Origin of the sequence: Enterobacter sp. Y17 (genome assembly GCF_019730495.1) — a bacterium.
In the GTDB taxonomy this organism is placed as follows: Bacteria; Pseudomonadota; Gammaproteobacteria; order Enterobacterales; family Enterobacteriaceae; genus Enterobacter; species Enterobacter asburiae_B.
In genome coordinates, this window is record NZ_JAASKP010000001.1 from 2,158,706 (window position 1) to 2,180,600 (window position 21,895).

The 21,895-nt window shown below is 55.6% G+C and carries 20 protein-coding genes; 1 reads left to right on the plus strand and 19 read right to left on the minus strand.

The window, feature by feature from the left end; translation table 11 throughout:
• Positions 1–110: 110 nt before the first annotated feature.
• The 12 genes from ybgE to sdhC all read right to left on the minus strand — a co-directional run bounded on the left by ybgE (position 111) and on the right by sdhC (position 13,609).
• Entirely contained in the window at positions 111–401 is a 291-nt protein-coding gene (gene ybgE, locus HCH49_RS10205; RefSeq protein WP_014831116.1) for a cyd operon protein YbgE, read from the minus strand.
• Positions 401–514 (minus strand): cytochrome bd-I oxidase subunit CydX, encoded by a 114-nt coding sequence (cydX, locus tag HCH49_RS10210; protein ID WP_003858598.1) that lies wholly within the window; start codon positions 512–514, stop codon positions 401–403. The genes ybgE and cydX overlap by 1 nt, the downstream gene beginning before the upstream one ends.
• A 14-nt stretch (positions 515–528) precedes the next feature.
• Positions 529–1,668: a cytochrome d ubiquinol oxidase subunit II gene (cydB, locus tag HCH49_RS10215; protein ID WP_047061368.1), complete on the minus strand. Its 1,140-nt coding sequence runs from the start codon at positions 1,666–1,668 to the stop codon at positions 529–531.
• Between the two features lie 15 nt (positions 1,669–1,683).
• Positions 1,684–3,252, minus strand: a complete 1,569-nt coding sequence (cydA, locus tag HCH49_RS10220; protein WP_023310795.1) for a cytochrome ubiquinol oxidase subunit I — start codon at positions 3,250–3,252, stop codon at positions 1,684–1,686.
• 732 nt (positions 3,253–3,984) lie between these two features.
• Complete coding sequence (sucD, locus tag HCH49_RS10225; protein ID WP_008501094.1) at positions 3,985–4,854, minus strand: succinate--CoA ligase subunit alpha; 870 nt, start codon at positions 4,852–4,854, stop codon at positions 3,985–3,987.
• Complete coding sequence (gene sucC, locus HCH49_RS10230) at positions 4,854–6,020, minus strand: ADP-forming succinate--CoA ligase subunit beta (protein WP_023310791.1); 1,167 nt, start codon at positions 6,018–6,020, stop codon at positions 4,854–4,856. Before sucC ends, sucD begins: the two co-directional genes overlap by 1 nt.
• Before the next feature lie 83 nt (positions 6,021–6,103).
• A complete protein-coding gene (gene odhB / locus HCH49_RS10235) occupies positions 6,104–7,324 on the minus strand; it encodes a 2-oxoglutarate dehydrogenase complex dihydrolipoyllysine-residue succinyltransferase (protein ID WP_221702630.1) in 1,221 nt (406 codons plus the stop codon).
• Between the two features lie 14 nt (positions 7,325–7,338).
• Entirely contained in the window at positions 7,339–10,146 is a 2,808-nt protein-coding gene (gene sucA / locus HCH49_RS10240) for a 2-oxoglutarate dehydrogenase E1 component (protein ID WP_033144953.1), read from the minus strand.
• Positions 10,147–10,365: 219 nt separating this feature from the next.
• A complete protein-coding gene (gene sdhB, locus HCH49_RS10245; protein ID WP_008501090.1) occupies positions 10,366–11,082 on the minus strand; it encodes a succinate dehydrogenase iron-sulfur subunit SdhB in 717 nt (238 codons plus the stop codon).
• Between the two features lie 15 nt (positions 11,083–11,097).
• On the minus strand, positions 11,098–12,864 hold the full coding sequence (gene sdhA / locus HCH49_RS10250) for a succinate dehydrogenase flavoprotein subunit (protein ID WP_023310789.1): 1,767 nt from the start codon (positions 12,862–12,864) through the stop codon (positions 11,098–11,100).
• Positions 12,864–13,211, minus strand: a complete 348-nt coding sequence (sdhD, locus tag HCH49_RS10255) for a succinate dehydrogenase membrane anchor subunit (RefSeq protein ID WP_008501088.1) — start codon at positions 13,209–13,211, stop codon at positions 12,864–12,866. The genes sdhA and sdhD overlap by 1 nt, the downstream gene beginning before the upstream one ends.
• On the minus strand, positions 13,205–13,609 hold the full coding sequence (gene sdhC / locus HCH49_RS10260; RefSeq protein WP_020684965.1) for a succinate dehydrogenase cytochrome b556 subunit: 405 nt from the start codon (positions 13,607–13,609) through the stop codon (positions 13,205–13,207). Before sdhC ends, sdhD begins: the two co-directional genes overlap by 7 nt.
• 639 nt (positions 13,610–14,248) lie before the next feature.
• Here sdhC and HCH49_RS10265 point away from each other — a divergent pair.
• Positions 14,249–15,532, plus strand: coding sequence for a citrate synthase (locus HCH49_RS10265; RefSeq protein WP_023334930.1), 1,284 nt, complete (start codon positions 14,249–14,251; stop codon positions 15,530–15,532).
• 99 nt (positions 15,533–15,631) lie between these two features.
• Here HCH49_RS10265 and nei read toward each other — a convergent pair whose 3' ends face one another.
• The 7 genes from nei to HCH49_RS10300 all read right to left on the minus strand — a co-directional run bounded on the left by nei (position 15,632) and on the right by HCH49_RS10300 (position 21,740).
• A complete protein-coding gene (gene nei / locus HCH49_RS10270; protein WP_221702631.1) occupies positions 15,632–16,423 on the minus strand; it encodes an endonuclease VIII in 792 nt (263 codons plus the stop codon).
• 19 nt (positions 16,424–16,442) lie between these two features.
• A complete protein-coding gene (gene pxpA / locus HCH49_RS10275) occupies positions 16,443–17,183 on the minus strand; it encodes a 5-oxoprolinase subunit PxpA (protein ID WP_221702632.1) in 741 nt (246 codons plus the stop codon).
• Entirely contained in the window at positions 17,170–18,102 is a 933-nt protein-coding gene (pxpC, locus tag HCH49_RS10280) for a 5-oxoprolinase subunit PxpC (RefSeq protein WP_221702633.1), read from the minus strand. Before pxpC ends, pxpA begins: the two co-directional genes overlap by 14 nt.
• Positions 18,096–18,752, minus strand: coding sequence for a 5-oxoprolinase subunit PxpB (gene pxpB / locus HCH49_RS10285; protein ID WP_045887708.1), 657 nt, complete (start codon positions 18,750–18,752; stop codon positions 18,096–18,098). Before pxpB ends, pxpC begins: the two co-directional genes overlap by 7 nt.
• A gap of 14 nt (positions 18,753–18,766) precedes the next feature.
• Positions 18,767–19,510: a type 2 GTP cyclohydrolase I gene (locus HCH49_RS10290; protein WP_023310783.1), complete on the minus strand. Its 744-nt coding sequence runs from the start codon at positions 19,508–19,510 to the stop codon at positions 18,767–18,769.
• Between the two features lie 10 nt (positions 19,511–19,520).
• Positions 19,521–20,933 (minus strand): deoxyribodipyrimidine photo-lyase, encoded by a 1,413-nt coding sequence (gene phrB, locus HCH49_RS10295; protein ID WP_087822188.1) that lies wholly within the window; start codon positions 20,931–20,933, stop codon positions 19,521–19,523.
• 600 nt (positions 20,934–21,533) lie between these two features.
• Positions 21,534–21,740, minus strand: coding sequence for a YbfA family protein (locus HCH49_RS10300; protein WP_023310781.1), 207 nt, complete (start codon positions 21,738–21,740; stop codon positions 21,534–21,536).
• Positions 21,741–21,895 lie beyond the last annotated feature (155 nt).

The following is a 21,895-nucleotide window of genomic DNA, read 5'->3' on the forward strand; positions in this document are numbered from 1 at the left end:
AACTTCGCTACTATACGCGCGGGAAAGAGGGTTGGGAATGGGAGAAAGTAAACGGAGAGTAAATTTTTATGGGCTCGGGTAAGCCCATAACGTTAACGGACATTTCTTATTCAGAAGAAGAAGAAAATCAAACCGGCGAGAAGCACCAGATCGGCAATCAGCGGGCAAAAAATTCCCTGCCAGTGAATGGCTTTCGGACGAAAGCCGACGCCGTGGATCACACCTGCACAGACCGCCCACATAATGAGAAAGCCGTGCCAGATTTCAAGCTCGCTGGTTTTCGCTGCAAAGCGCGAAGGGTCCCAGAAGATACAACCTGCCAGCAGTAATGCCATCACTAAAGAAAGCGCCCGTAACGGGCGCTTGTCCATTACCGCGTAAAGCGTCGCGATAATATTCATCAGTGTTTTTCTTCACCCGCTTTGGTCGCTTCGACGTGCTCAAGCGCCAGGGCAGTGATGACACCAAATGCACAGGCAAGAAGCGTCCCTAAAATCCATGCGAAATACCACATATTCAGCTCCTTACTTAGTACATAGAGTGGGTGTTGCTTTCGATATGTTCTTTAGTGATGCGACCGAACATTTTCCAGTAACACCAGGTGGTGTAGAGCAGGATAATCGGTACGAACACGCAAGCAACATACGTCATCAGGTTCAGCGTCAGCTGGCTGGACGTTGCGTCCCACATGGTCAGGCTAGCATTCAGCATGGTGCTGGATGGCATGACGAATGGGAACATCGCAATACCCGCCGTCAGGATGATGCACGCCAGGGTCAGCGAAGAGAACACGAACGCCAGCGCGCCTTTCTCCAGACGAGACGTCAACACGGTCAGCAGCGGCAGCAATACGCCCAGAGCCGGGATCGCCCACAGCGCAGGGGTGTTATTGAAGTTCACCAGCCAAGCGCCAGCCTGACGCGCCACTTCTTTGGTCAGCGGGTTAGACGGTGCCGAGTGGTTAATTGCAGAGGTCACCACATAACCATCAATCCCGTACACCACCCACACACCGGCCAGTGCGAAGCAGACCAGCGTCACCAGCGCAGCGACCTGAGCCGTCGCGCGCGAACGCAGGTGCAGTTCACCAACCGTACGCATCTGCAGATAGGTTGCGCCCTGAGTGATGATCATCGCCACGCTCACCACGCCGGCCAGCAGGCCAAACGGATTCAGCAGCTGGAAGAAGTTACCGGTGTAGTAAAGACGCATGTATTCGTCCAGGTGGAACGGTACGCCCTGCAACAGGTTACCGAACGCCACGCCGATCACCAGCGGTGGAACGAAGCTACCGATGAAGATGCCCCAGTCCCACATGTTGCGCCAGCGGGTGTCTTCAATCTTGGAACGGTAGTCGAAACCAACCGGACGGAAGAATAAAGAGGCCAGCACCAGAATCATCGCCACGTAGAAGCCGGAGAACGCAGCCGCGTAGACCATCGGCCAGGCAGCGAACAGCGCGCCGCCAGCGGTGATCAGCCACACCTGGTTACCGTCCCAGTGAGGGGCGATGGAGTTGATCATGATTCGACGCTCGGTGTCATTACGACCGAGGAAACGGGTGAGCATCCCCACCCCCATGTCGAAACCATCCGTGACGGCAAAACCGATCAGCAGAACGCCAACCAGCAGCCACCAGATAAAACGCAATACTTCATAATCGATCATTTGATGACTCCTGTCTTAGCGTGCCGGCTGAGTAGTCGCAGTGGACTGCTCGTAGTGATAGCGACCGGTTTTCAGGCTGCTTGGGCCAAGGCGCGCGAACTTGAACATCAGGAACAGTTCAGCCACCAGGAACAGGGTGTACAGACCACAAATCAGCAGCATGGAGAAGATCAGGTCGCCCGCTGTCAGGGACGAGTTCGCTACCGCCGTTGGCAGTACCTCACCAATCGCCCATGGCTGACGGCCGTACTCCGCAACAAACCAGCCGGATTCGATCGCGATCCACGGCAGTGGAATACCGTACAGCGCGGTGCGCAGCAGCCATTTTTTCTCGCCGATGCGGTTACGAATCACGGACCAGAAGGACGCCGCAATGATCAGCAGCATGATGATGCCGCAGCCCACCATGATACGGAATGCGAAGTACAGTGGCGCAACGCGTGGAATCGAGTCTTTGGTTGCCATCTGGATCTGCGCTTCTGTCGCATCAGAAACGTTCGGGGTATAACGCTTCAGCAGCAAACCGTAACCCAGATCTTTCTTCACGTTGTTGAACTGGTCGCGAACGGCCTGGTCGGTAGAACCGGCACGCAGCTGTTCCAGCAGCGAGTAGGCTTTCATACCGTTACGGATACGCTCTTCGTGCTGAACCATCAGCTCTTTCAGACCGGTCACCTGCTTATCAACAGAACGGGTGGCGATGATACCCAGCGCATAAGGGATCTGAATGGCGAAGCGGTTTTCCTGCGCGTCCTGATCCGGAATACCGAACAGCGTAAAGGCAGCAGGCGCCGGTTGGGTTTCCCATTCGGCTTCGATGGCGGCCAGTTTGGTTTTCTGCACGTCACCCATTTCGTAACCGGATTCATCACCCAGAACGATAACAGAGAGGATTGCAGCCATACCGAAGCTTGCAGCGATAGCAAAGGAGCGCTTAGCAAACGCGAAGTCACGACCGCGCAGCATGTAGTAAGAACTGATGCCCAGTACAAACATCGCGCCGCACACATAGCCAGAAGCGACGGTGTGAACGAATTTAACCTGCGCAACCGGGTTCAGGACCAGCTCGGCAAAGCTGACCATCTCCATACGCATGGTTTCGAAGTTGAAATCAGACGCGATAGGGTTCTGCATCCAGCCGTTCGCCACCAGAATCCACAGCGCGGACAGGTTCGAACCTAATGCCACCAGCCAGGTCACCGCCATATGCTGGACTTTACCCAGACGGTCCCAGCCGAAGAAGAACAGACCTACAAAGGTGGATTCGAGGAAGAATGCCATCAGACCTTCAATGGCCAGCGGCGCACCGAAGATATCCCCTACATAGTGGGAATAGTAAGACCAGTTAGTCCCGAACTGGAACTCCATGGTCAAACCGGTTGCCACGCCCAGCGCGAAGTTGATACCAAATAACTTGCCCCAGAACTTGGTCATATCTTTATAAATCTGTTTGCCGGAGAGAACGTATACCGTTTCCATAATGGCCAGCAGGAACGCCATACCGAGCGTCAGTGGCACAAACAGGAAGTGGTACATCGCGGTCAAGGCAAACTGTAAGCGCGACAGTTCGACTATATCTAACATCATGACTCCTTGCTCATCGCATGAAGACTCCGAGAGTGAACCCCGTCAGAGAGAGATCCACACGCATGCCCCAATACAAATTATTCGCATCCTTGTCGTCGTTATTACCCTGAAGGAGGATAAAAACGATGACGTGAGGTTACAAATACGTTAATAAAAAACTCAAATTGATCCCGCAAATATAATACGCTGCAAAACCCTTACAATAAACAGGTTTTTATTGAATCACATTTACGTTTTTCGACGGCGATCAATTTATAGCAAAATTACCACTTTTCGGCCATTTTGATCGGGGACAATTTACCGCCTTTTGATGGGTTTTTCCAAGGATTAAACATTGATTTAAATCAAAAACAATCCTTTGTGTTAAATGTGTTTTGATGCAGTGAACATAGTAAAAACCATGTTAAAGATATGTATATAAAATACAATTAAGGTTATCAAGTCGATTGATGAATATAAACAGAAGTGATTTTTATTAACTCAGAAGCACGAATGCCTAATTTATTCAGGACATAAATTTTAGTGCGTTTTTCGTTTTTTTCCATCCGCTCTCTTTAAGGTAAATAAATAACAATTATTTTACTTTTATCCCCCTCTCTAATTAACACCATTTAGTGACTATTGCATGATGCCCGGCAGGCAATAAAAAAGGCCGCTTTACAGCGGCCAACCATGTCGAAACGGACATTTTTATACTTCAACGCCCCCCTTTCGGGGAGCAGAGAGGACTTACTTAATGATGGATTTCAGTGCTTCGCCGATATCCGCCAGGCTGCGAACGGTTTTCACGCCTGCGGCTTCCAGCGCTGCGAATTTCTCATCAGCCGTACCCTTACCACCGGCGATGATCGCGCCTGCGTGACCCATACGCTTGCCTTTCGGCGCGGTCACGCCCGCGATGTAACCGACAACTGGCTTGGTCACGTGTTCTTTGATGTAAGCAGCGGCTTCTTCTTCCGCGCTACCACCGATCTCACCGATCATCACGATCGCTTCGGTCTGTGGATCTTCCTGGAACAGCTTCAGGATGTCGATGAAGTTAGAGCCCGGGATCGGGTCACCGCCGATGCCCACGCAGGTGGACTGGCCGAAGCCATAATCGGTGGTCTGCTTCACAGCTTCATAGGTCAGGGTACCAGAACGGGACACGATACCCACTTTACCCGGCTTGTGAATGTGGCCCGGCATGATGCCGATTTTGCATTCGCCCGGGGTGATAACGCCAGGGCAGTTCGGGCCGATCATGCGCACGCCTGCTTCATCCAGCTTCACCTTCACGGTCAGCATATCCAGCGTCGGGATGCCTTCAGTGATGGTGATGATCAGCTTGATGCCTGCGTCGATCGCTTCCAGAATGGAGTCTTTGCAGAACGGTGCCGGAACGTAGATCACGGTCGCGGTTGCGCCCGTCGCTTCAACGGCTTCACGCACGGTGTTGAATACCGGCAGGCCCAGATGCGTGGTGCCGCCTTTACCTGGCGTTACGCCGCCAACCATCTGCGTGCCGTAGGCAATCGCCTGTTCGGAGTGGAAAGTCCCCTGGCTACCGGTGAAGCCCTGGCAGATAACCTTGGTATCTTTATTAATTAAAACTGACATTATTTCCCCTCCACTGCGGCAACAACCTGCTGAGCTGCATCCGTCAGACTTTTCGCTGCAATAATATTCAGGCCGCTGTCAGCCAGTTTTTTCGCGCCGAGTTCAGCGTTGTTACCTTCCAGACGCACAACCACCGGAACGTTCACGCCCACTTCTTCTACCGCACCGATGATACCGTCGGCGATCAGGTCGCAACGAACGATGCCGCCGAAGATGTTAACCAGAACGGCCTTCACGTTGTCGTCAGAGAGGATGATTTTGAACGCCTCGGTTACGCGCTCTTTGGTTGCGCCACCGCCTACGTCGAGGAAGTTTGCTGGCTCACCGCCGTGCAGCTTAACGATGTCCATGGTGCCCATTGCCAGGCCCGCACCGTTAACCATGCAGCCGATGTTGCCGTCCAGCGCTACGTAGTTCAGCTCCCACTGTGCAGCCTGCGCTTCACGTGGGTCTTCCTGAGACTGGTCGCGCATTTCGCGCAGATCGGACTGGCGGAACAGCGCGTTACCGTCAGCGCCCAGCTTGCCGTCGAGGCAGATCAGGTCGCCCTGGGTGGTGATCACCAGCGGGTTGATCTCGATCAGCGCCAAATCGCGCTCCAGGAAGATGTTCGCCAGACCCATGAAGATCTTGGTGAACTGCTGAACAAGCTTGCCTTCCAGGCCCAGTTTGAACGCCAGCTCGCGACCCTGGTAAGGCATTGGGCCTGCCAGCGGATCGATTGCCACTTTGTGGATCAGGTGCGGGGTTTCTTCGGCCACTTTTTCGATTTCCACGCCGCCTTCGGTAGACGCCATGAACACCACGCGACGGGAGCTACGGTCAACAACCGCGCCCAGGTACAGTTCTTTCGCGATGTCGGTCGCCGCTTCAACCAGGATCTGGTTAACCGGCTGGCCGTTCGCATCTGTCTGGTACGTTACCAGACGCTTGCCGAGCCAATGTTCAGCAAACGCACGAATCTCTTCTTTGCTCTTAACAACCTTCACACCGCCCGCTTTACCACGGCCACCAGCGTGAACCTGACACTTAACTACCCAAGGGCCGGAACCGATTTTAGATGCGGCTTCTTCTGCTTCACGCGGGGTAGTACAGGCATAACCCACCGGAGCCGGTAAGCCATACCGGGCAAACAGCTGTTTGGCCTGATATTCATGTAAGTTCATGTGTTCTATCCATCCTTCAGGTAATCGTTAGGTCGTGCTTTTATTGGCCCGGCAGCCATACGCCGCCGGGCAAGACTGCAAAACTAGACGTCCAGCAGCAGACGGGTTGGATCTTCCAGCAGCTCTTTAATCGCGACCAGGAAGCCCACGGACTCGCGGCCGTCGATCAGGCGGTGATCGTACGAGAGCGCCAGGTACATCATCGGCAGGATCTCAACTTTACCGTCTACCGCCATAGGGCGATCTTTAATGGCATGCATACCCAGGATCGCGCTCTGCGGCGGGTTAATGATCGGGGTAGACATCAGCGAGCCGAATACGCCGCCGTTGGTAATGGTGAAGTTACCGCCGGTCAGGTCGTCTACGGTCAGCTTGCCGTCGCGGCCTTTTACAGCCAGCTCTTTAATGTTTTTCTCGATGTCAGCCATACCCAGGGTATCCACATCACGCAGAACCGGGGTGACCAGGCCGCGTGGAGTAGAAACCGCCATGCTGACGTCGAAATAGTTGTGGTAAACCACGTCATCGCCATCGATAGACGCGTTCACTTCCGGGTAGCGTTTCAGCGCTTCAACTACCGCCTTCACGTAGAAGGACATAAAGCCCAGACGGATACCGTGACGTTTTTCAAACGCGTCACCGTACTGCTTGCGCAGGTCCATGATTGGCTTCATGTTCACTTCGTTGAAGGTGGTCAGCATCGCGGTGGAGTTTTTCGCTTCCAGCAGACGCTCGGCCACGCGCTTGCGCAGGCGAGTCATTGGCACGCGTTTTTCGCTGCGGGCACCCAGAGCAGGCTGTGCTGCTGGTGCTGCCGCAGGGGCTTTCGCTTCTGCCTGAGCTGGCGCTTTCGCAAGGTGTTTGTCGATGTCTTCGCGGGTCAGACGACCGCCCACACCGGTGCCTTTGATGGCTGCCGGGTCAAGGCTGTGTTCAGCCAGCAGGCGACGGATCGCCGGGCTGAGGGCGTCGTTAGACTGTTCTTCCAGAGAAGCCTGCTGGCGCTGAGCCGGCGTAGAGGCTTTCTCTTCAGATTTCGCGCTGGTCTCTTTGCCCGCGCTGTTGCCTTCACGCAGGCGACCCAGGATCTGACGAGAGGTTACGGTGGTACCTTCATCTTCAAGCACCGCGTCCAGAACGCCATCCGCCGAAGCCGGTACTTCCAGTACCACTTTGTCAGTTTCGATTTCTACCAGCACTTCATCGCGCTTAACGGCATCGCCTGGTTTTTTGTGCCAGGTAGCGACGGTCGCATCTGCTACGGATTCAGGCAGGTCGGGAACAAGAATATCTACGCTACTCATTTTGTATCCTTTAATTAATCGACGTTCAGCGCGTCATTGACCAGATCTTGTTGCTGCTTCTGGTGAACGGACATATACCCTACCGCCGGAGAGGCGGAGGCCGGGCGACCTGCATAACGCAGGGCTGACCCAAATGGAATCACTTCACGGAAATGATGCTGGCTGCAGTACCATGCGCCCTGGTTGAGCGGCTCTTCCTGGCACCAGACAAAATCATGTACGTGAGCATATTGTTTCAGCACTTCCTGCATCGCCTGATGCGGGAACGGATAAAGCTGTTCGATACGCACGATGGCGACATCTTTCTGATCGTTCTTGCGGCGCTGTTCCAGCAGGTCGTAATAAACCTTACCAGAACACATCACCACGCGCTTCACGCCCTGCGGATCCAGCTCGTCAATTTCACCGATGGCTGGCAGGAAGGTTCCGTTCGCCAGTTCTTCCAGGCTCGACACCGCCAGCGGGTGACGCAGCAGGGATTTCGGCGACATCACCACCAGCGGACGGCGCATACCGCGCAGCGCCTGACGACGCAGCATGTGGTAGACCTGAGCCGGGGTGGACGGCACGCAGACCTGCATGTTCTGCTCGGCGCAGAGCTGCAGATAACGTTCCAGACGCGCGGAGGAGTGCTCCGGACCCTGACCTTCATAACCGTGCGGCAGCAGCATTACCAGGCCACACATGCGGCCCCACTTCTGCTCGCCGGAGGAGATAAACTGGTCGATAACCACCTGCGCACCGTTGGCGAAGTCACCGAACTGCGCTTCCCAGATGGTCAGGGTGCGTGGTTCAGCGGTGGCATAACCGTATTCGAAGGCCAGAACCGCTTCTTCAGACAGCACGGAGTCCCAGACCTTGAACTGGCCCTGACCGTTGTGCACGTGCTGCAGCGGGGTGTAGGTTGAACCGTTGGACTGGTTGTGAACAACCGCGTGACGGTGGAAGAAGGTCCCACGGCCCGCATCTTCACCGGACAGACGAACAGGAATACCTTCGTCAACCAGCGTTGCGTAAGCCAGCGTTTCCGCGCCGCCCCAGTCGAACAGCTTCTCGCCTGCCGCCATGGACTGACGGTCAGCGTAAATTTTCGCCACGCGAGACTGCATCTCGATAGCGTCCGGTACGGTGCTGATGCGTTTAGCCAGCTCCTGCAGGCGCTTCATCTCAACCTTGTTCGGGTAGCTCTCATCCCACTCGTGGTTGAGGTACGGCGACCAGGTAAAGGAGTGCATGTTCATCGGGCGCAGCTCTTTGACCACGCATTCACCCGCATCCAGCGCGTCGCGGTAGAGGTTGACCATTTCGGTCGCATCTTCCAGCGTCGTCACTTTGTCGCTCTCCAGCTTGTCAGCATAGATTTTGCGCGGGGTCGGGTGTTTTTTGATTTTCTGATACATCAACGGCTGGGTTGCACTTGGCTCGTCCGCTTCGTTGTGGCCGTGACGGCGGTAGCAGAAGAGGTCAATGAACACATCGCGTTTAAAGGTATTACGGAAGTCCAGCGCCAGACGGGTAACGAAAGCAACGGCTTCCGGGTCATCCGCGTTAACGTGGAAGATTGGCGCCTGCACCATCTTACCGATGTCGGTGCAGTACGGGGTAGAACGCGCGTCCAGCGGGTTAGAGGTGGTGAAGCCCACCTGGTTGTTGATCACGATGCGAACGGTACCGCCCACTTCATAACCACGCGCTTTCGACATGTTCAGGGTTTCCTGAACCACGCCCTGCCCTGTTACCGCCGCATCGCCGTGGATGGTAATTGGCAGCACTTTATTGCTGCTCGGCTCGTCCAGACGATCCAGACGCGCACGCACGGAACCGATAACCACCGGGCTAACGATTTCCAGGTGTGACGGGTTAAACGCCAGCGCCAGGTGAACCAGACCGCCTTCGGTTTCGATATCCGACGAGAAGCCCATGTGGTACTTCACGTCGCCGGTGCCAAGGTGTTCTTTATGTTTGCCCGCGAATTCGTCGAACAGGTCCTGCGGTTTTTTACCCAGCACGTTGACCAGCACGTTCAGACGACCACGGTGCGCCATGCCCAGTACCACTTCACGGGTGCCGCTCTTGCCTGCGTGACGAATCAGCTCTTTCAGCATCGGCACCAGCGCGTCGCCGCCTTCCAGCGAGAAGCGTTTTGCGCCCGGGAATTTCGCGCCCAGATAGCGCTCAAGCCCTTCCGCTGCGGTCAGTTCGTTCAGGAAGCGTTTTTTCTCGTCAGCCGAGAAGGTCGCGTGGCCCGCTACGGATTCGATGCGCTGCTGGATCCAGCGTTTCTCTTCGGTAGAGGTAATGTGCATGTATTCCGCGCCGATGGAGCCGCAGTAGGTTTGCTTGAGCGCGTCAATCAGATCGCCCAGCTTCATCGTGTCTTTGCCGATGGCAAAGGAACCTACGTTAAAGCTTTCCTGGAAATCGGCCTCGGTCAGATCGTGATACGCCGGATCGAGATCGGCCACACGGTCTTGCTGCCACAGTCCCAGCGGATCGAGATTCGCATGCTGGTGACCGCGGAAGCGATAAGCGTTGATAAGCTGCAGGACTTTAACCTGCTTCGCATTAGTGTCAGGGTCGGAAATCGCAGAAGAGTAACGTGAGGCATCCTTCGCCAGACGACGGAAATAATCACGTGTTTTGGAATGGAATTGATCCGGTTTGACCCCTGTGCCAGGCAACTGCTGGAACATGGAACGCCAGTTTGCGTCCACTGAGTCAGGATCGGTTAAGAAGTCTTCATAGAGCTGTTCAATCCAGCTCTGGTTCGCACCAGAAAGGAAAGAAGAGTCCAGCCAGGCTTTCATTGCGCCGTTCTGCATCGTGATCCCTTAAGCATTTTTATGCTTACTTTCGCCGTAGAAACTACCACGCACACCATGTGTACGTGCCGGGGTTCACCTGCGAGCTCTTTGTGGCCCGCGAAGGAACCTTTAGAAACTGTCTAGACTTCAGGGCAGTTTTTAAAGGTTTCTGCAAACTGTCCCCTCTCCCTTGGGGAGAGGGTTAGGGTGAGGGGAACAGCGCTCCCCTCTCGCTACTTACGCACTGCGCTGCAGCAGCATCGACTTAATATGGCCGATGGCGCGCGTCGGGTTCAGCCCCTTCGGACACACACTGACGCAGTTCATGATGCTATGGCAGCGGAATACGCTGAAAGCGTCACTCAGCCCTTCCAGACGGCTGTCGGTTTCGGTGTCGCGGCTATCGATCAGGAAGCGATAGGCAGCCAGCAGACCGGCCGGGCCGATAAACTTGTCCGGGTTCCACCAGAACGACGGGCAGGACGTTGAACAGCATGCGCAGAGAATACACTCGTACAACCCATCGAGTTTTTCACGCTGCTCAGGAGACTGTAAGTGCTCGCGAGCGGGTGGATTTTGCCCATTATTCAATAAGTAAGGCTTAATCTTCTCATATTGTGCATAGAATTGCCCCATGTCTACCACCAAATCACGCACGACCGGCAGGCCTGGCAGAGGACGGATAACAATTTTCTGACCAGGACGCTGCAGCGCTGAAATTGGCGTGATGCAGGCCAGGCCATTTTTGCCGTTCATGTTCACACCGTCAGAGCCACAAACCCCTTCACGGCAGGAGCGGCGGAACGACAGCGTAGGATCTTTTTCTTTCAGCTGGATTAAGGCATCCAGCAGCATCATGTCGCGACCTTCTTCCGCTTCCAGGGTGTAGTCCTGCATACGCGGAGCGTCATCAACATCCGGGTTATAACGATAAACTGAGAATTCGAGTTTCATTATCCTGTCTCCGCATTAGTAAGTACGAATCTTCGGCGGGAACGCCGGACGCAGTTTCGGTTCCATGTTGACGCTACGACGCGTCATGGATTCCGACTCTGGCAGATACAGGGAATGGCACAGCCAGTTTTCGTCATCACGATCCGGGAAGTCGAAGCGGCTATGCGCGCCACGGCTTTCGGTACGGAAGTTTGCCGACATCGCCGTCGCGAACGCGGTTTCCATCAGGTTATCCAGCTCCAGGCACTCAACGCGCTGGGTGTTGAATTCGCTGGAGGTGTCGTCCAGACGGGCATTTTTCAGACGCTCGCGGATAGCTTTCAGCTGCTCAAGACCTTTGGCCATCGCGTCGCCTTCGCGGAACACCGAGAAGTTGTGCTGCATGCATTCCTGCAGCGCTTTACGGATTTCCACCGGATCTTCGCCGTTGCGGTTACCGTTCCAGCGGTTGAGGCGCTCAAGAGAGGCATCAATTTCGTCGTCGGTCGCGTCACGCAGCGCGCCCTGCTCGGCAATGGATTCCTGCAGATGCAGACCGACTGCACGACCAAACACCACCAGGTCCAGCAGGGAGTTGCCGCCCAGACGGTTTGCACCGTGTACGGATACGCAGGCAATTTCGCCTACCGCGAACAGGCCAGGAATGACCACGTCTTCGCCCTGCTCGTTTACGGTCAGCGCCTGACCGGTCACTTTGGTCGGAATACCGCCCATCATGTAGTGGCAGGTTGGGATAACCGGAATCGGCTCTTTCACCGGGTCGACGTGTGCGAAGGTGCGGGACAGCTCTAGGATGCCCGGCAGACGGGACTCCAGAACTTCTTTACCCAGATGGTCGAGCTTCAGCTTCGCGTGTGGACCCCACGGGCCGTCACAGCCGCGGCCTTCACGGATTTCGATCATGATGGAACGCGCCACCACGTCACGACCCGCCAGGTCTTTCGCATTCGGGGCATAACGCTCCATGAAGCGCTCGCCGTGCTTGTTCAGCAGGTAGCCACCTTCACCGCGGCAGCCTTCTGTTACCAGAACGCCCGCACCGGCGATACCGGTTGGGTGGAACTGCCACATCTCCATATCCTGCACCGGCACGCCCGCGCGGATAGCCATACCGACGCCGTCACCGGTATTGATGTGGGCGTTGGTGGTGGACTGATAGATACGGCCTGCGCCGCCGGTAGCCAGCACGGTAGCGCGGGCTTTGAAGTAAACCACTTCACCGGTTTCGATGCACAGCGCGGTACAGCCGACGATTGCGCCATCGGCGTTTTTCACCAGATCCAGCGCGTACCACTCGGAGAAGATGGTGGTATGGTTTTTCAGGTTCTGCTGATACAGGGTGTGCAGCAGTGCGTGACCGGTACGGTCAGCCGCCGCCGCGGTACGTGCCGCCTGCTCGCCGCCGAAGTTTTTCGACTGGCCGCCAAACGGACGCTGATAGATGGTGCCATTTTCCAGACGGGAGAACGGCAGACCCATGTGGTCCAGCTCCAGAATCGCTTCCGGGCCGGTTTTACACATATATTCGATGGCATCCTGGTCGCCGATGTAGTCGGAACCTTTTACCGTGTCGTACATGTGCCATTCCCAGTTATCTTCATGGGAGTTACCCAGCGCAACGGTGATACCGCCCTGCGCAGACACAGTGTGGGAACGGGTCGGGAAAACTTTAGAGAGCAGCGCACAGGTCTGGCCGCTCTGGGAAATTTGCAGTGCGGCACGCATACCTGCGCCACCGGCACCAATTACAACAGCATCAAATTCTCTGACTGGCAGTTTCATTACACACCCCACACCACAACGAATCCATAAATAACGTAAACCACCAGTGCAACAACAATGGCCAGCTGCAGTGGGAGGCGAATCGCCAGCGGTTTAACGTAATCGGTCAACACCTGCCACATGCCAATCCAGGCATGAATAAGGATGGAGAACAGAGCCAGCAGGGTGAACACTTTGGTGAAGGCGGATCCGAAGAACCCACTCCAGATTTCCCACGTCAGCGTGCCGCTGGTCGCGAAGAAACCGATCATATAGATGATGTAAAGAGTGAGAACGATGGCGGTAGCACGGACCAGAATGAAGTCATGTACGCCGTTGCGTCCTAATGCGGAGGCGTTGCTTACCATACGAGAACTCCTGCGAGAAGTGAAAGCACGACAGTAATCACAAATGAAATGTTAGCGGAGCGTTTCCCGGCTTCGAAAGTCTCTTCCAGGTAGCCAAAGTCCATCAGCATATGGCGAACACCGACGACAACGTGGTACGCCAGCGCGGTCAGAATGCCCCACATGATGAATTTCACGAAGAAGCTGTTCATGATGGCGGAGGCCTGGAGGAATCCTTCAGGGGAAGAGAGGCTGGTGCCCAGTAACCACAGCAAAATACCGACCGCCACAAACGTAATCACACCAGAAACACGGTGCAGAATGGACGCTATTGCTGTTACAGGGAACCGGATCGTTTTGAGATCCAGATTGACAGGTCTTTGTTTTTTCACATTTCTTATCATGAATAACGCCCACATGCTGTTCTTATTGTTTCCTTCCTCCGGACTGCGATGCGGGTCAAGCAGCGTTCCTTTTCTATAACTGCGCGTCATGCAAAACACTGCTTCCAGATGCTTAAACGACACGTTACAACGCTGGGTGGCTCGGGATTGCAGGGTGTTCCGGAGACCTGGCGGCAGTATAGGCCGTTCACAAAATCATTACAATTAACCTACATACAGTTTGTCGGGTTTTCTCTGGAACAGTGATCAGGGTCACGATAACAACATCTTTTTAATTTTTAATCATCTGATTTGACAAATGTTAAACAATATTGTTACAAACGTCATCAGAAAAGGCATATAATGCGCAAAAGTTATGAGGTCTCTCTTTCACCTGACAAATAGTTATGTAACAGTGTGATGGTATTGACCGAAGTTATCAGGACAGTTATTAGTGATATACAGGTTTGAATAATTCGGACTGCAAAAACGCTGATTTGCTGTTGTTTCACTGATATTTCATTCGTTTACCTGCAAGGCGCCATAGCTCTGTACCCTGGTTTGTCCTCGTGAGCTGAGCGGTAAGCCAAATAACAATCTGGTAACGGTGATTAACAGCTGAAAGCAAATCCGGTAAAGCGCAGTCTTAAGCATAAGGCGCTAAGGAGACCGTAAATGGCTGATACAAAGGCAACGCTCACCCTAAATGGTGACACTGCTATTGAACTGGATGTGCTAAAAGGCACGCTCGGTCAGGATGTTATTGATATCCGTACGCTGGGCTCTAAAGGTGTATTCACCTTTGACCCTGGATTTACCTCTACCGCATCTTGCGAATCCAAAATCACCTACATTGACGGTGACGAAGGTATCCTGCTCCATCGCGGCTTCCCCATCGATCAGTTAGCCACCGAATCCAACTATCTGGAAGTGTGCTACATCCTGCTGAACGGCGAAAAACCGACGCAGGCACAGTACGATGAATTCAAAACCACCGTGACCCGTCACACCATGATCCATGAGCAGATTACCCGTCTGTTCCATGCGTTCCGTCGTGACTCTCACCCGATGGCGGTGATGTGCGGTATCACTGGTGCGCTGGCGGCGTTCTACCACGACTCCCTTGACGTGAATAACCCGCGTCACCGCGATATCGCGGCGTTCCGCCTGCTGTCCAAAATGCCTACCATGGCGGCGATGTGCTACAAATACTCCATCGGCCAGCCGTTTGTGTATCCTCGCAACGACCTCTCCTATGCGGGTAACTTCCTGCGCATGATGTTCTCCACGCCGTGCGAAGAGTACGAAGTGAACCCGGTGCTGGAACGCGCAATGGACCGTATTCTGATCCTGCACGCTGACCACGAACAGAACGCCTCTACCTCTACCGTCCGTACCGCGGGCTCTTCAGGCGCGAACCCGTTCGCCTGTATCGCTGCGGGCATCGCCTCCCTGTGGGGACCGGCGCACGGCGGCGCGAACGAAGCGGCACTGAAGATGCTGGAAGAGATCAGCACCGTTGAGCACATTCCTGAGTTCGTGCGTCGTGCGAAAGACAAGAATGACTCCTTCCGCCTGATGGGCTTCGGTCACCGTGTTTACAAAAACTACGACCCGCGCGCTACCGTCATGCGTGAGACCTGCCACGAAGTGCTGAAAGAGCTGGGTACCAAAGATGACCTGCTGGAAGTGGCGATGGAGCTGGAACACATCGCGCTGAACGACCCGTACTTCATCGAGAAGAAACTCTACCCGAACGTCGATTTCTACTCTGGCATTATTCTGAAAGCGATGGGCATTCCGTCTTCCATGTTCACCGTGATCTTCGCCATGGCCCGTACCGTAGGCTGGATTGCGCACTGGAACGAAATGCACAGCGAAGGCATGAAAATCGCCCGTCCTCGTCAGCTGTACACCGGCTACGAGCAGCGTGATTTTAAGTCTGATATTAAGCGCTAACAGAAGTTGGGTGCGGCCTGATGCCCTCACCCCGGCCCTCTCCCACAGGGAGAGGGTGAAAACCTTAGAAACGGTAACCCTTGGGTTACCGTTTTACTTTTATTTCTGGCAGTGTGGACACCAGTAAAAAGGTCTGGAAGAGAGCATAATCCTGTCGATAATCCCGCCACATCGCTCGCACTTTTTCCCCGCCCGATGAAACACCTTGAATCGGAACAGCGCCCCGTGATGCGTGTTCTCATCCGCCACGCCTCGCGTGTTGTACGACAGCCGCGGAATATCCAGCAGCGCGTGGGATAACGCCTCCAGCTGTTCATCGCTCAGCTGAGACGCTTTATGCTGCGGCGCCAGCTCGACTTCCCAGAGGATCTCTACCCGCAGGTAGTTACCCAGCCCGGCCAGAAAGGCCTGGTCGAGGAACAGACCGGAAAACTGTCGGTTACGGAATTTAGGTGATAACAGCCGGGCCTTCACGTCGCTTGCCGTCAGGCGCATGTCCAGCACGTCCGGCCCGACCCGCTGCAGGAACGGGTGCGTCAGCAGCTGCTCCGGCGTTAACATTTCGATATCCGACGCGCTATAGAGCAGGATCGCTTTATCCGCCGTTTGCAGCCTGACGCGCAGCACGCGGGTGGTTTGCGGCAGCTCGTCCGCCTCCACCACGCGCCAGACGCCGTAAAGCTGGTTATGGCTATATAACGTCAGGTTATGGGAAAAGTGCGTGAGCAAGGCCTTGCCGCGCGTTTCAATATGGGTCACCGTCTGGCCCACCAACTGTGATTCAAACGGTTTCAGTTGAGGAAAAGCAAACCAGACATCCGTCAGGGGTTTGCCCTTTATCGCCGCCTCCAGGCTATCCGCCGCGCGGCGGATCTCCGGACCTTCAGGCATTTTTGTGTCCTTATCGTCATTATTCGGCGCTGACGAGGATACCCTCTTCAGAAAACGCTGCCCGCAAGCGGCGTGCGAACTGGAGCGCATGCTCGCCGTCGCCGTGTAAACATACCGTATCGGCCTGAACATTTGCTGGTGTTCCATCCACGGCGATCACCCGCCCGGCGCGCACCATCTCCAGCGTCTGCGCCAGCGCTTTGCCTTCATCGGTAATCAGAGCCCCGGCCTGCGTCCGCGGCACCAGGCTGCCGTCCGGCTGGTATCCACGATCGGCAAACACTTCCTGACGCGTGGTCAGCCCCAGCCGTTGTCCGGCGCGAATCAGCTCGCTTCCCGCCAGACCCACAAGGATCAGCTGCGGGCTGCAGTCCCGCACCGCTCGGGCAATGGCGTCCGCCAGATCCGCATCTTTCGCCGCCTGGTTGTAAAGCATGCCGTGCGGCTTCACGTGGCGCATCACGCCGTTCTGGGCGCGCACCATCGCCTTCAGCGCGCCGATCTGGTAGAGCACCTGCGCGTAGACCGTCTCAGGGGGCAGATCCATCGCCGTACGGCCAAAGTTTTCCCGATCGGGAAAGCTGGGGTGAGCCCCAATCGCGACGCCGTTTTTAATGGCATTACGCACGCTCTCCAGCATGGTTTGCGCATCCCCCGCGTGAAAGCCGCAGGCGATATTGACCGAGGTAACCAGGGTCATCAGTTCCGCATCAGCGCTGCTTCCCTCCCCCAGATCGGCGTTCAAATCAATCTTTACCATCAAGCCTCCACGCCAGCTGTTCGAGATAACGCTGCTGATCCTGCCGCGCTTTCAGCGCCTCCTCCAGCGAACACTGCACGAAGTGAATCGGCTGACCGAGGGGAATTTGCGCCAGATGGTAGCGATCCGCTTCAATGATGCAGGCAATGCGCGGATAACCGCCGGTAGTTTGCGCATCGTTCATTAACACGATGGGCTGACCGTTGCCCGGCACCTGAATAACCCCCGGCAATAAACCGTGGGAGAGCAGTTCCCGGTCCGTCGTGCGGGTCAGCGGCTGACCCTGCAGGCGGTAGCCCATGCGGTTACTCTGCGGGCTGATCTTCCACGGCGCGCGCCAGAAGGACTCTTTAGAAGCCTCGTCGAACTCATGATATTCCGGCCCCGGTAAGGCGCGGATCTGGTTTCCCCACAGCAGCTGTTTTACGCCCTGCGTGGTCGAGAAATGGCGCGCGGAGGCTTTGATTGCCAGCCGATCGCCGTCGCGCAACAAACGTCCTTCGTGACCGCCGATCCAGGCTTTTTGATCGGTACTGGATGAACCCAATATCTCCGGCACGTCGATGCCGCCAGCCACCGCGAGATAGCTACGCACGCCGTGCAGCGGACGTTTGAGCGTCAGGCGCTGCCCGGCTTTCGCCCGCAGCCGCCAGCCGGTCCACACCGCTTTGCCATCCAGCGTCGCATCACACCCTGCGCCGGTTAAGGCAAACCAGGTCTCCTGACCAAACTCAATCACACACTGACCCAGCGTAATTTCTAGCGCCGCCGTGCTGCCTGGGTTGCCCACAAGCAGGTTGGCAATCTCCAGCGAAGGACGGTCAAGCGCACCGCAGTAGCTCACGCCCGACTGGCGAAGACCAAAGCGCCCGGCATCCTGTACGGAGGTGTAAAGCCCGGCGCGAATAAGCGTTAACATACCCCCTCCTTCTGCGGGATAAAGCGAAGGGTATCGCCGGGACGCAGGAGTATTGGCGTCTCCAGCCCGGGTTCAAATAACGGTGTAGCGGTATGCCCAATAAGCTGCCAGCCGCCGGGCGATGTCAGCGGATAAACGCCGGTCTGCTCACCGCCGATAGCCACCGTTCCCGCCGGGACGCTCAGGCGCGGCTCGGCACGGCGTGGCGTATGCAGCCGGGGAGATAATCCGCCCAGATACGGGAATCCGGGCTGAAACCCCAGGAACCAGACCACGTAGTCAACCGAGCTGTGCAGCTCAACAACCTGCTTTTCGGTTAATCCGCAGTGGTCTGCCACCACGCCAAGATCCGGCCCACCCGTACCGCCATAAACGACCGGGATCTCAATGGCGCGCGATTCCGGCTCCAGCGCCTCGCTCTCTTCCCACCAGCGCTGCAAACGCTCAATGGCATCCAGCGCCAGGGTATGCGGGCTACGCAGCACCACGGTGATGTTATTCATCCCCGGAATGGCTTCAACCACCTCCGGTAGTTCGGCCAGACGCTGGGTCAGCCGCCAGATACGCTTTTGCGTGGCAAGCGTCACCGGTGGTTCAAGCTCCAGAACCACGGCGGTTTCACCCAGAAGATAACAACGCGCTCGCTGCACTTAACTACCTCTCGTCAGGCTGGGTTAGGGATATCAATAAAGGTCACATCCAGATCGGTATTTTCCGTCAGCCACTCGCTGAGGGCGCGAATGCCGCCGCGCTCGGTGGCATGATGGCCAGCCGCATAAAAATGCAGCCCCTGTTCACGCGCCGAATGAATGGTCTGCTCGGAAACCTCGCCGGTGATAAAAGCATCGACGCCGAAACGCGCGGCGCTGTCGATAAAGCCCTGACCACCGCCGGTACACCATGCGACACGCTTCACCGTATCCGGACCGGTATCACCGCTCCACAGCGGACGACGGCCCAGGCGCGCTTCAATCCACGAGGCCAGCTCCAGCCCCGGAACCGGCATCGCCAGCTCGCCCCACGGCACCAGCGGTTCAATTTCCCCCATCACGGTAATCCCCAGTAGCTGCGCCAGCTGGACGTTGTTGCCGAGCTCCGGGTGCGCATCCAGCGGCAGATGATAGCCGTACAGGTTGATGTCATTAGCTAGCAGCGTTTTCAGACGATTGCGCTTCATCCCGCGAATAATCGGCGATTCGTTTTTCCAGAAGTAACCGTGATGAACAATCACCGCGTCGGCGTTCTGACGAACGGCCTCGTCCAGCAGCGCCTGGCTTGCCGTCACGCCGGTGATAATTTTTTGCACCGTCTCACGACCTTCAACCTGGAGCCCGTTCGGGCCGTAATCGCTGAAAGAGGTACTGTTCAGTTTTTCGTTAATCAGGCTTTCCAGTTCGCTGTTTTTCATCATCACTCTCTTATGCTTTGCGGGCAGCTTCGTACGCCGCCAGCGTGGCGACACGCGCCTGTTTATGGTCGACAATCGGACGAGGGTAATTCAGCTTTACACGCTGTTTATCCGCCCATGCCCACGGTTCGTGGATCGCTTTAGCAGGTATACCGTTAAGTTCAGGAACCCAGCGGCGGATAAACTCGCCGTCCGCATCAAATTTTTGCCCCTGCGTGGTCGGATTGAAAATCCGGAAATAGGGAGCGGCATCGGTGCCGGTAGAGGCTGCCCACTGCCAGCCGCCGTTATTCGCCGCGAGATCGCCATCGATCAGCTGAGAGATAAAATAGCGCTCTCCGATACGCCAGTCGATAAGCAGATCCTTCACCAGAAAGCTGGCGGTAATCATCCGCAGGCGGTTATGCATCCACCCCGTCTCGTTAAGCTGACGCATGGCGGCATCGACTATCGGGTAACCCGTCTGCCCGCTTTGCCAGGCTTTAAGCTGCTTATCATTCGATTGCCACTTTACATTATCGGTCCAGCCAATGAAGGGCCGATGCTTACACAAACCCGGATGAAAGGTCATCAGATGGCGATAAAACTCGCGCCAGATAAGTTCATTCAGCCAGACGGCCCCTGCGCCCCCCTCCAGCGCCTGCGGCTGCTCCGCCAGCAGGCGATGCAAACACTGGCGCGGTGAGATCGCGCCCAGCGCCAGACAGGCCGACAGGCGGCTGGTGCCCTCGATGGCGGGAAAATCCCGACGCGCGTCGTAACTGGCTGCGTCCTGCTTGCAGAACTGGCGCAGTTGGGCGATGGCCGCTTTCTCATCGGCGGGGAACAGCGTTTCATCAAACGGCTGCTGAGGGTAATCAAACGTCAGCTCAGGCAGATCCTTTATGGCTTCGCCTCGCACGGCAGGCGCGGCAACGCACTCCGGCAGCGCCTCTTTCAGACGTTTGATAAAGGCATTTTTAAACGGCGTAAAAACTTTATACATCTCGTGGTTGCCGGTCATCACGCTGCCCGGTGCCAGCATCACGCTGTCATCAAACCCTTCACAGACCACCCCTTCCAGCATCTTCTCCAGCTGACGGTCGCGCTGCTGTTCGTTGAATTCGTACTGATAGTTGTAAAAAAGATGCGTGACGTTGTGCTGCTTACATGTCTCCTGCACCGTCTGAAGCTGTGCGGCAAAATCACTCACCTCTTTATAGAGAAGCGGTATGCCTTTTCCGGCAAGCGAGTGCTGCAGATCGTTCAGATACGCCCGGAGCAAGGCCGCCTGCCGGGGGGCCATATCGTGCTGCCGCCACTGCTCGGGCGTGGCCATAAACAGGGCCAGTACGTTAGCGTCTTTGGCGCGGCAGGCTGCCGCAAGGGCGATGTTGTCATGTACGCGCAGGTCCGCGCGAAACCAAACCAGATGGGTGGGCATAAAACTCCAGGCAATTATCCATTATGTCCGTAAGGGCATGCCGTAAAAGGAAAAAGCATGCATTGAACTACTTTGCCATGAAGTGTAGACGGGATGAAATAAAAAAGGCCGCCCGAGGCGGCCTTAGCGCTACTTGTCCTGCGCTATCGTGGTTAACGCGACAAACCCATTAGGTTCATCGCTCTTTACAACGAGTACGCTGGCGACAATGAACGCGATGCAAAAATAGCGTTTCATTATGCGGTCCCTGCTGCTAACCGCTCCACCGTTCACCACCGGTGATAAGTCGGTGGACACAAGCCCGGGTAGGCGGGTTGCTTTACGGCTGTAAGTACACCTTTCCCAGGACCGATGCCCATTTGCGAGATGGCGGAAAGGGACGCAGCATCATAATTAACATCCGCTGCGAAGGTAATATACTCGAATAAAATTAGGAATTTATAAAGGCTTCGAGGGATTGCCATCTGCTTACAGGAGGGTATGATAAAAATCCCGGGTAGGGGCTGCAAGACCACCCAACGGACCGCGAATCCCGAGGGACAAAAAAAACCGCCAACAGTAATGTGGCGGTTTTTTTTATTGCTATGTGTAGTCTTAGTATCAGTAGAAATCGCAGGTCGCTTTCTCGGCCTGATCCATCCACACCGGCTTCTCGCTGGTTTTCGCCCAGACGCGGTGCAGATAGCTGTAAAAACGTGCACGATCTTTCCAGAACAGCATCACCGGCAGAGCCAGCACGCCAGCCACTACGGCGAAAGCGCGGCGCAAAAACACGATATGAGCCGGATACTCTTTATAAAGATCCATATTTTCTCCCCTATAGTTGGCCGGAAACGTCATCCGGAAAATTCAAAATCTGTGACCTGGCTAAAATAATATCGCTTTGTTTGTAATTTTACTACTCATCCGACCACTTATTTTTGCCCATTTAGTGAATATTTACATTCACGCCGTAATTAAGT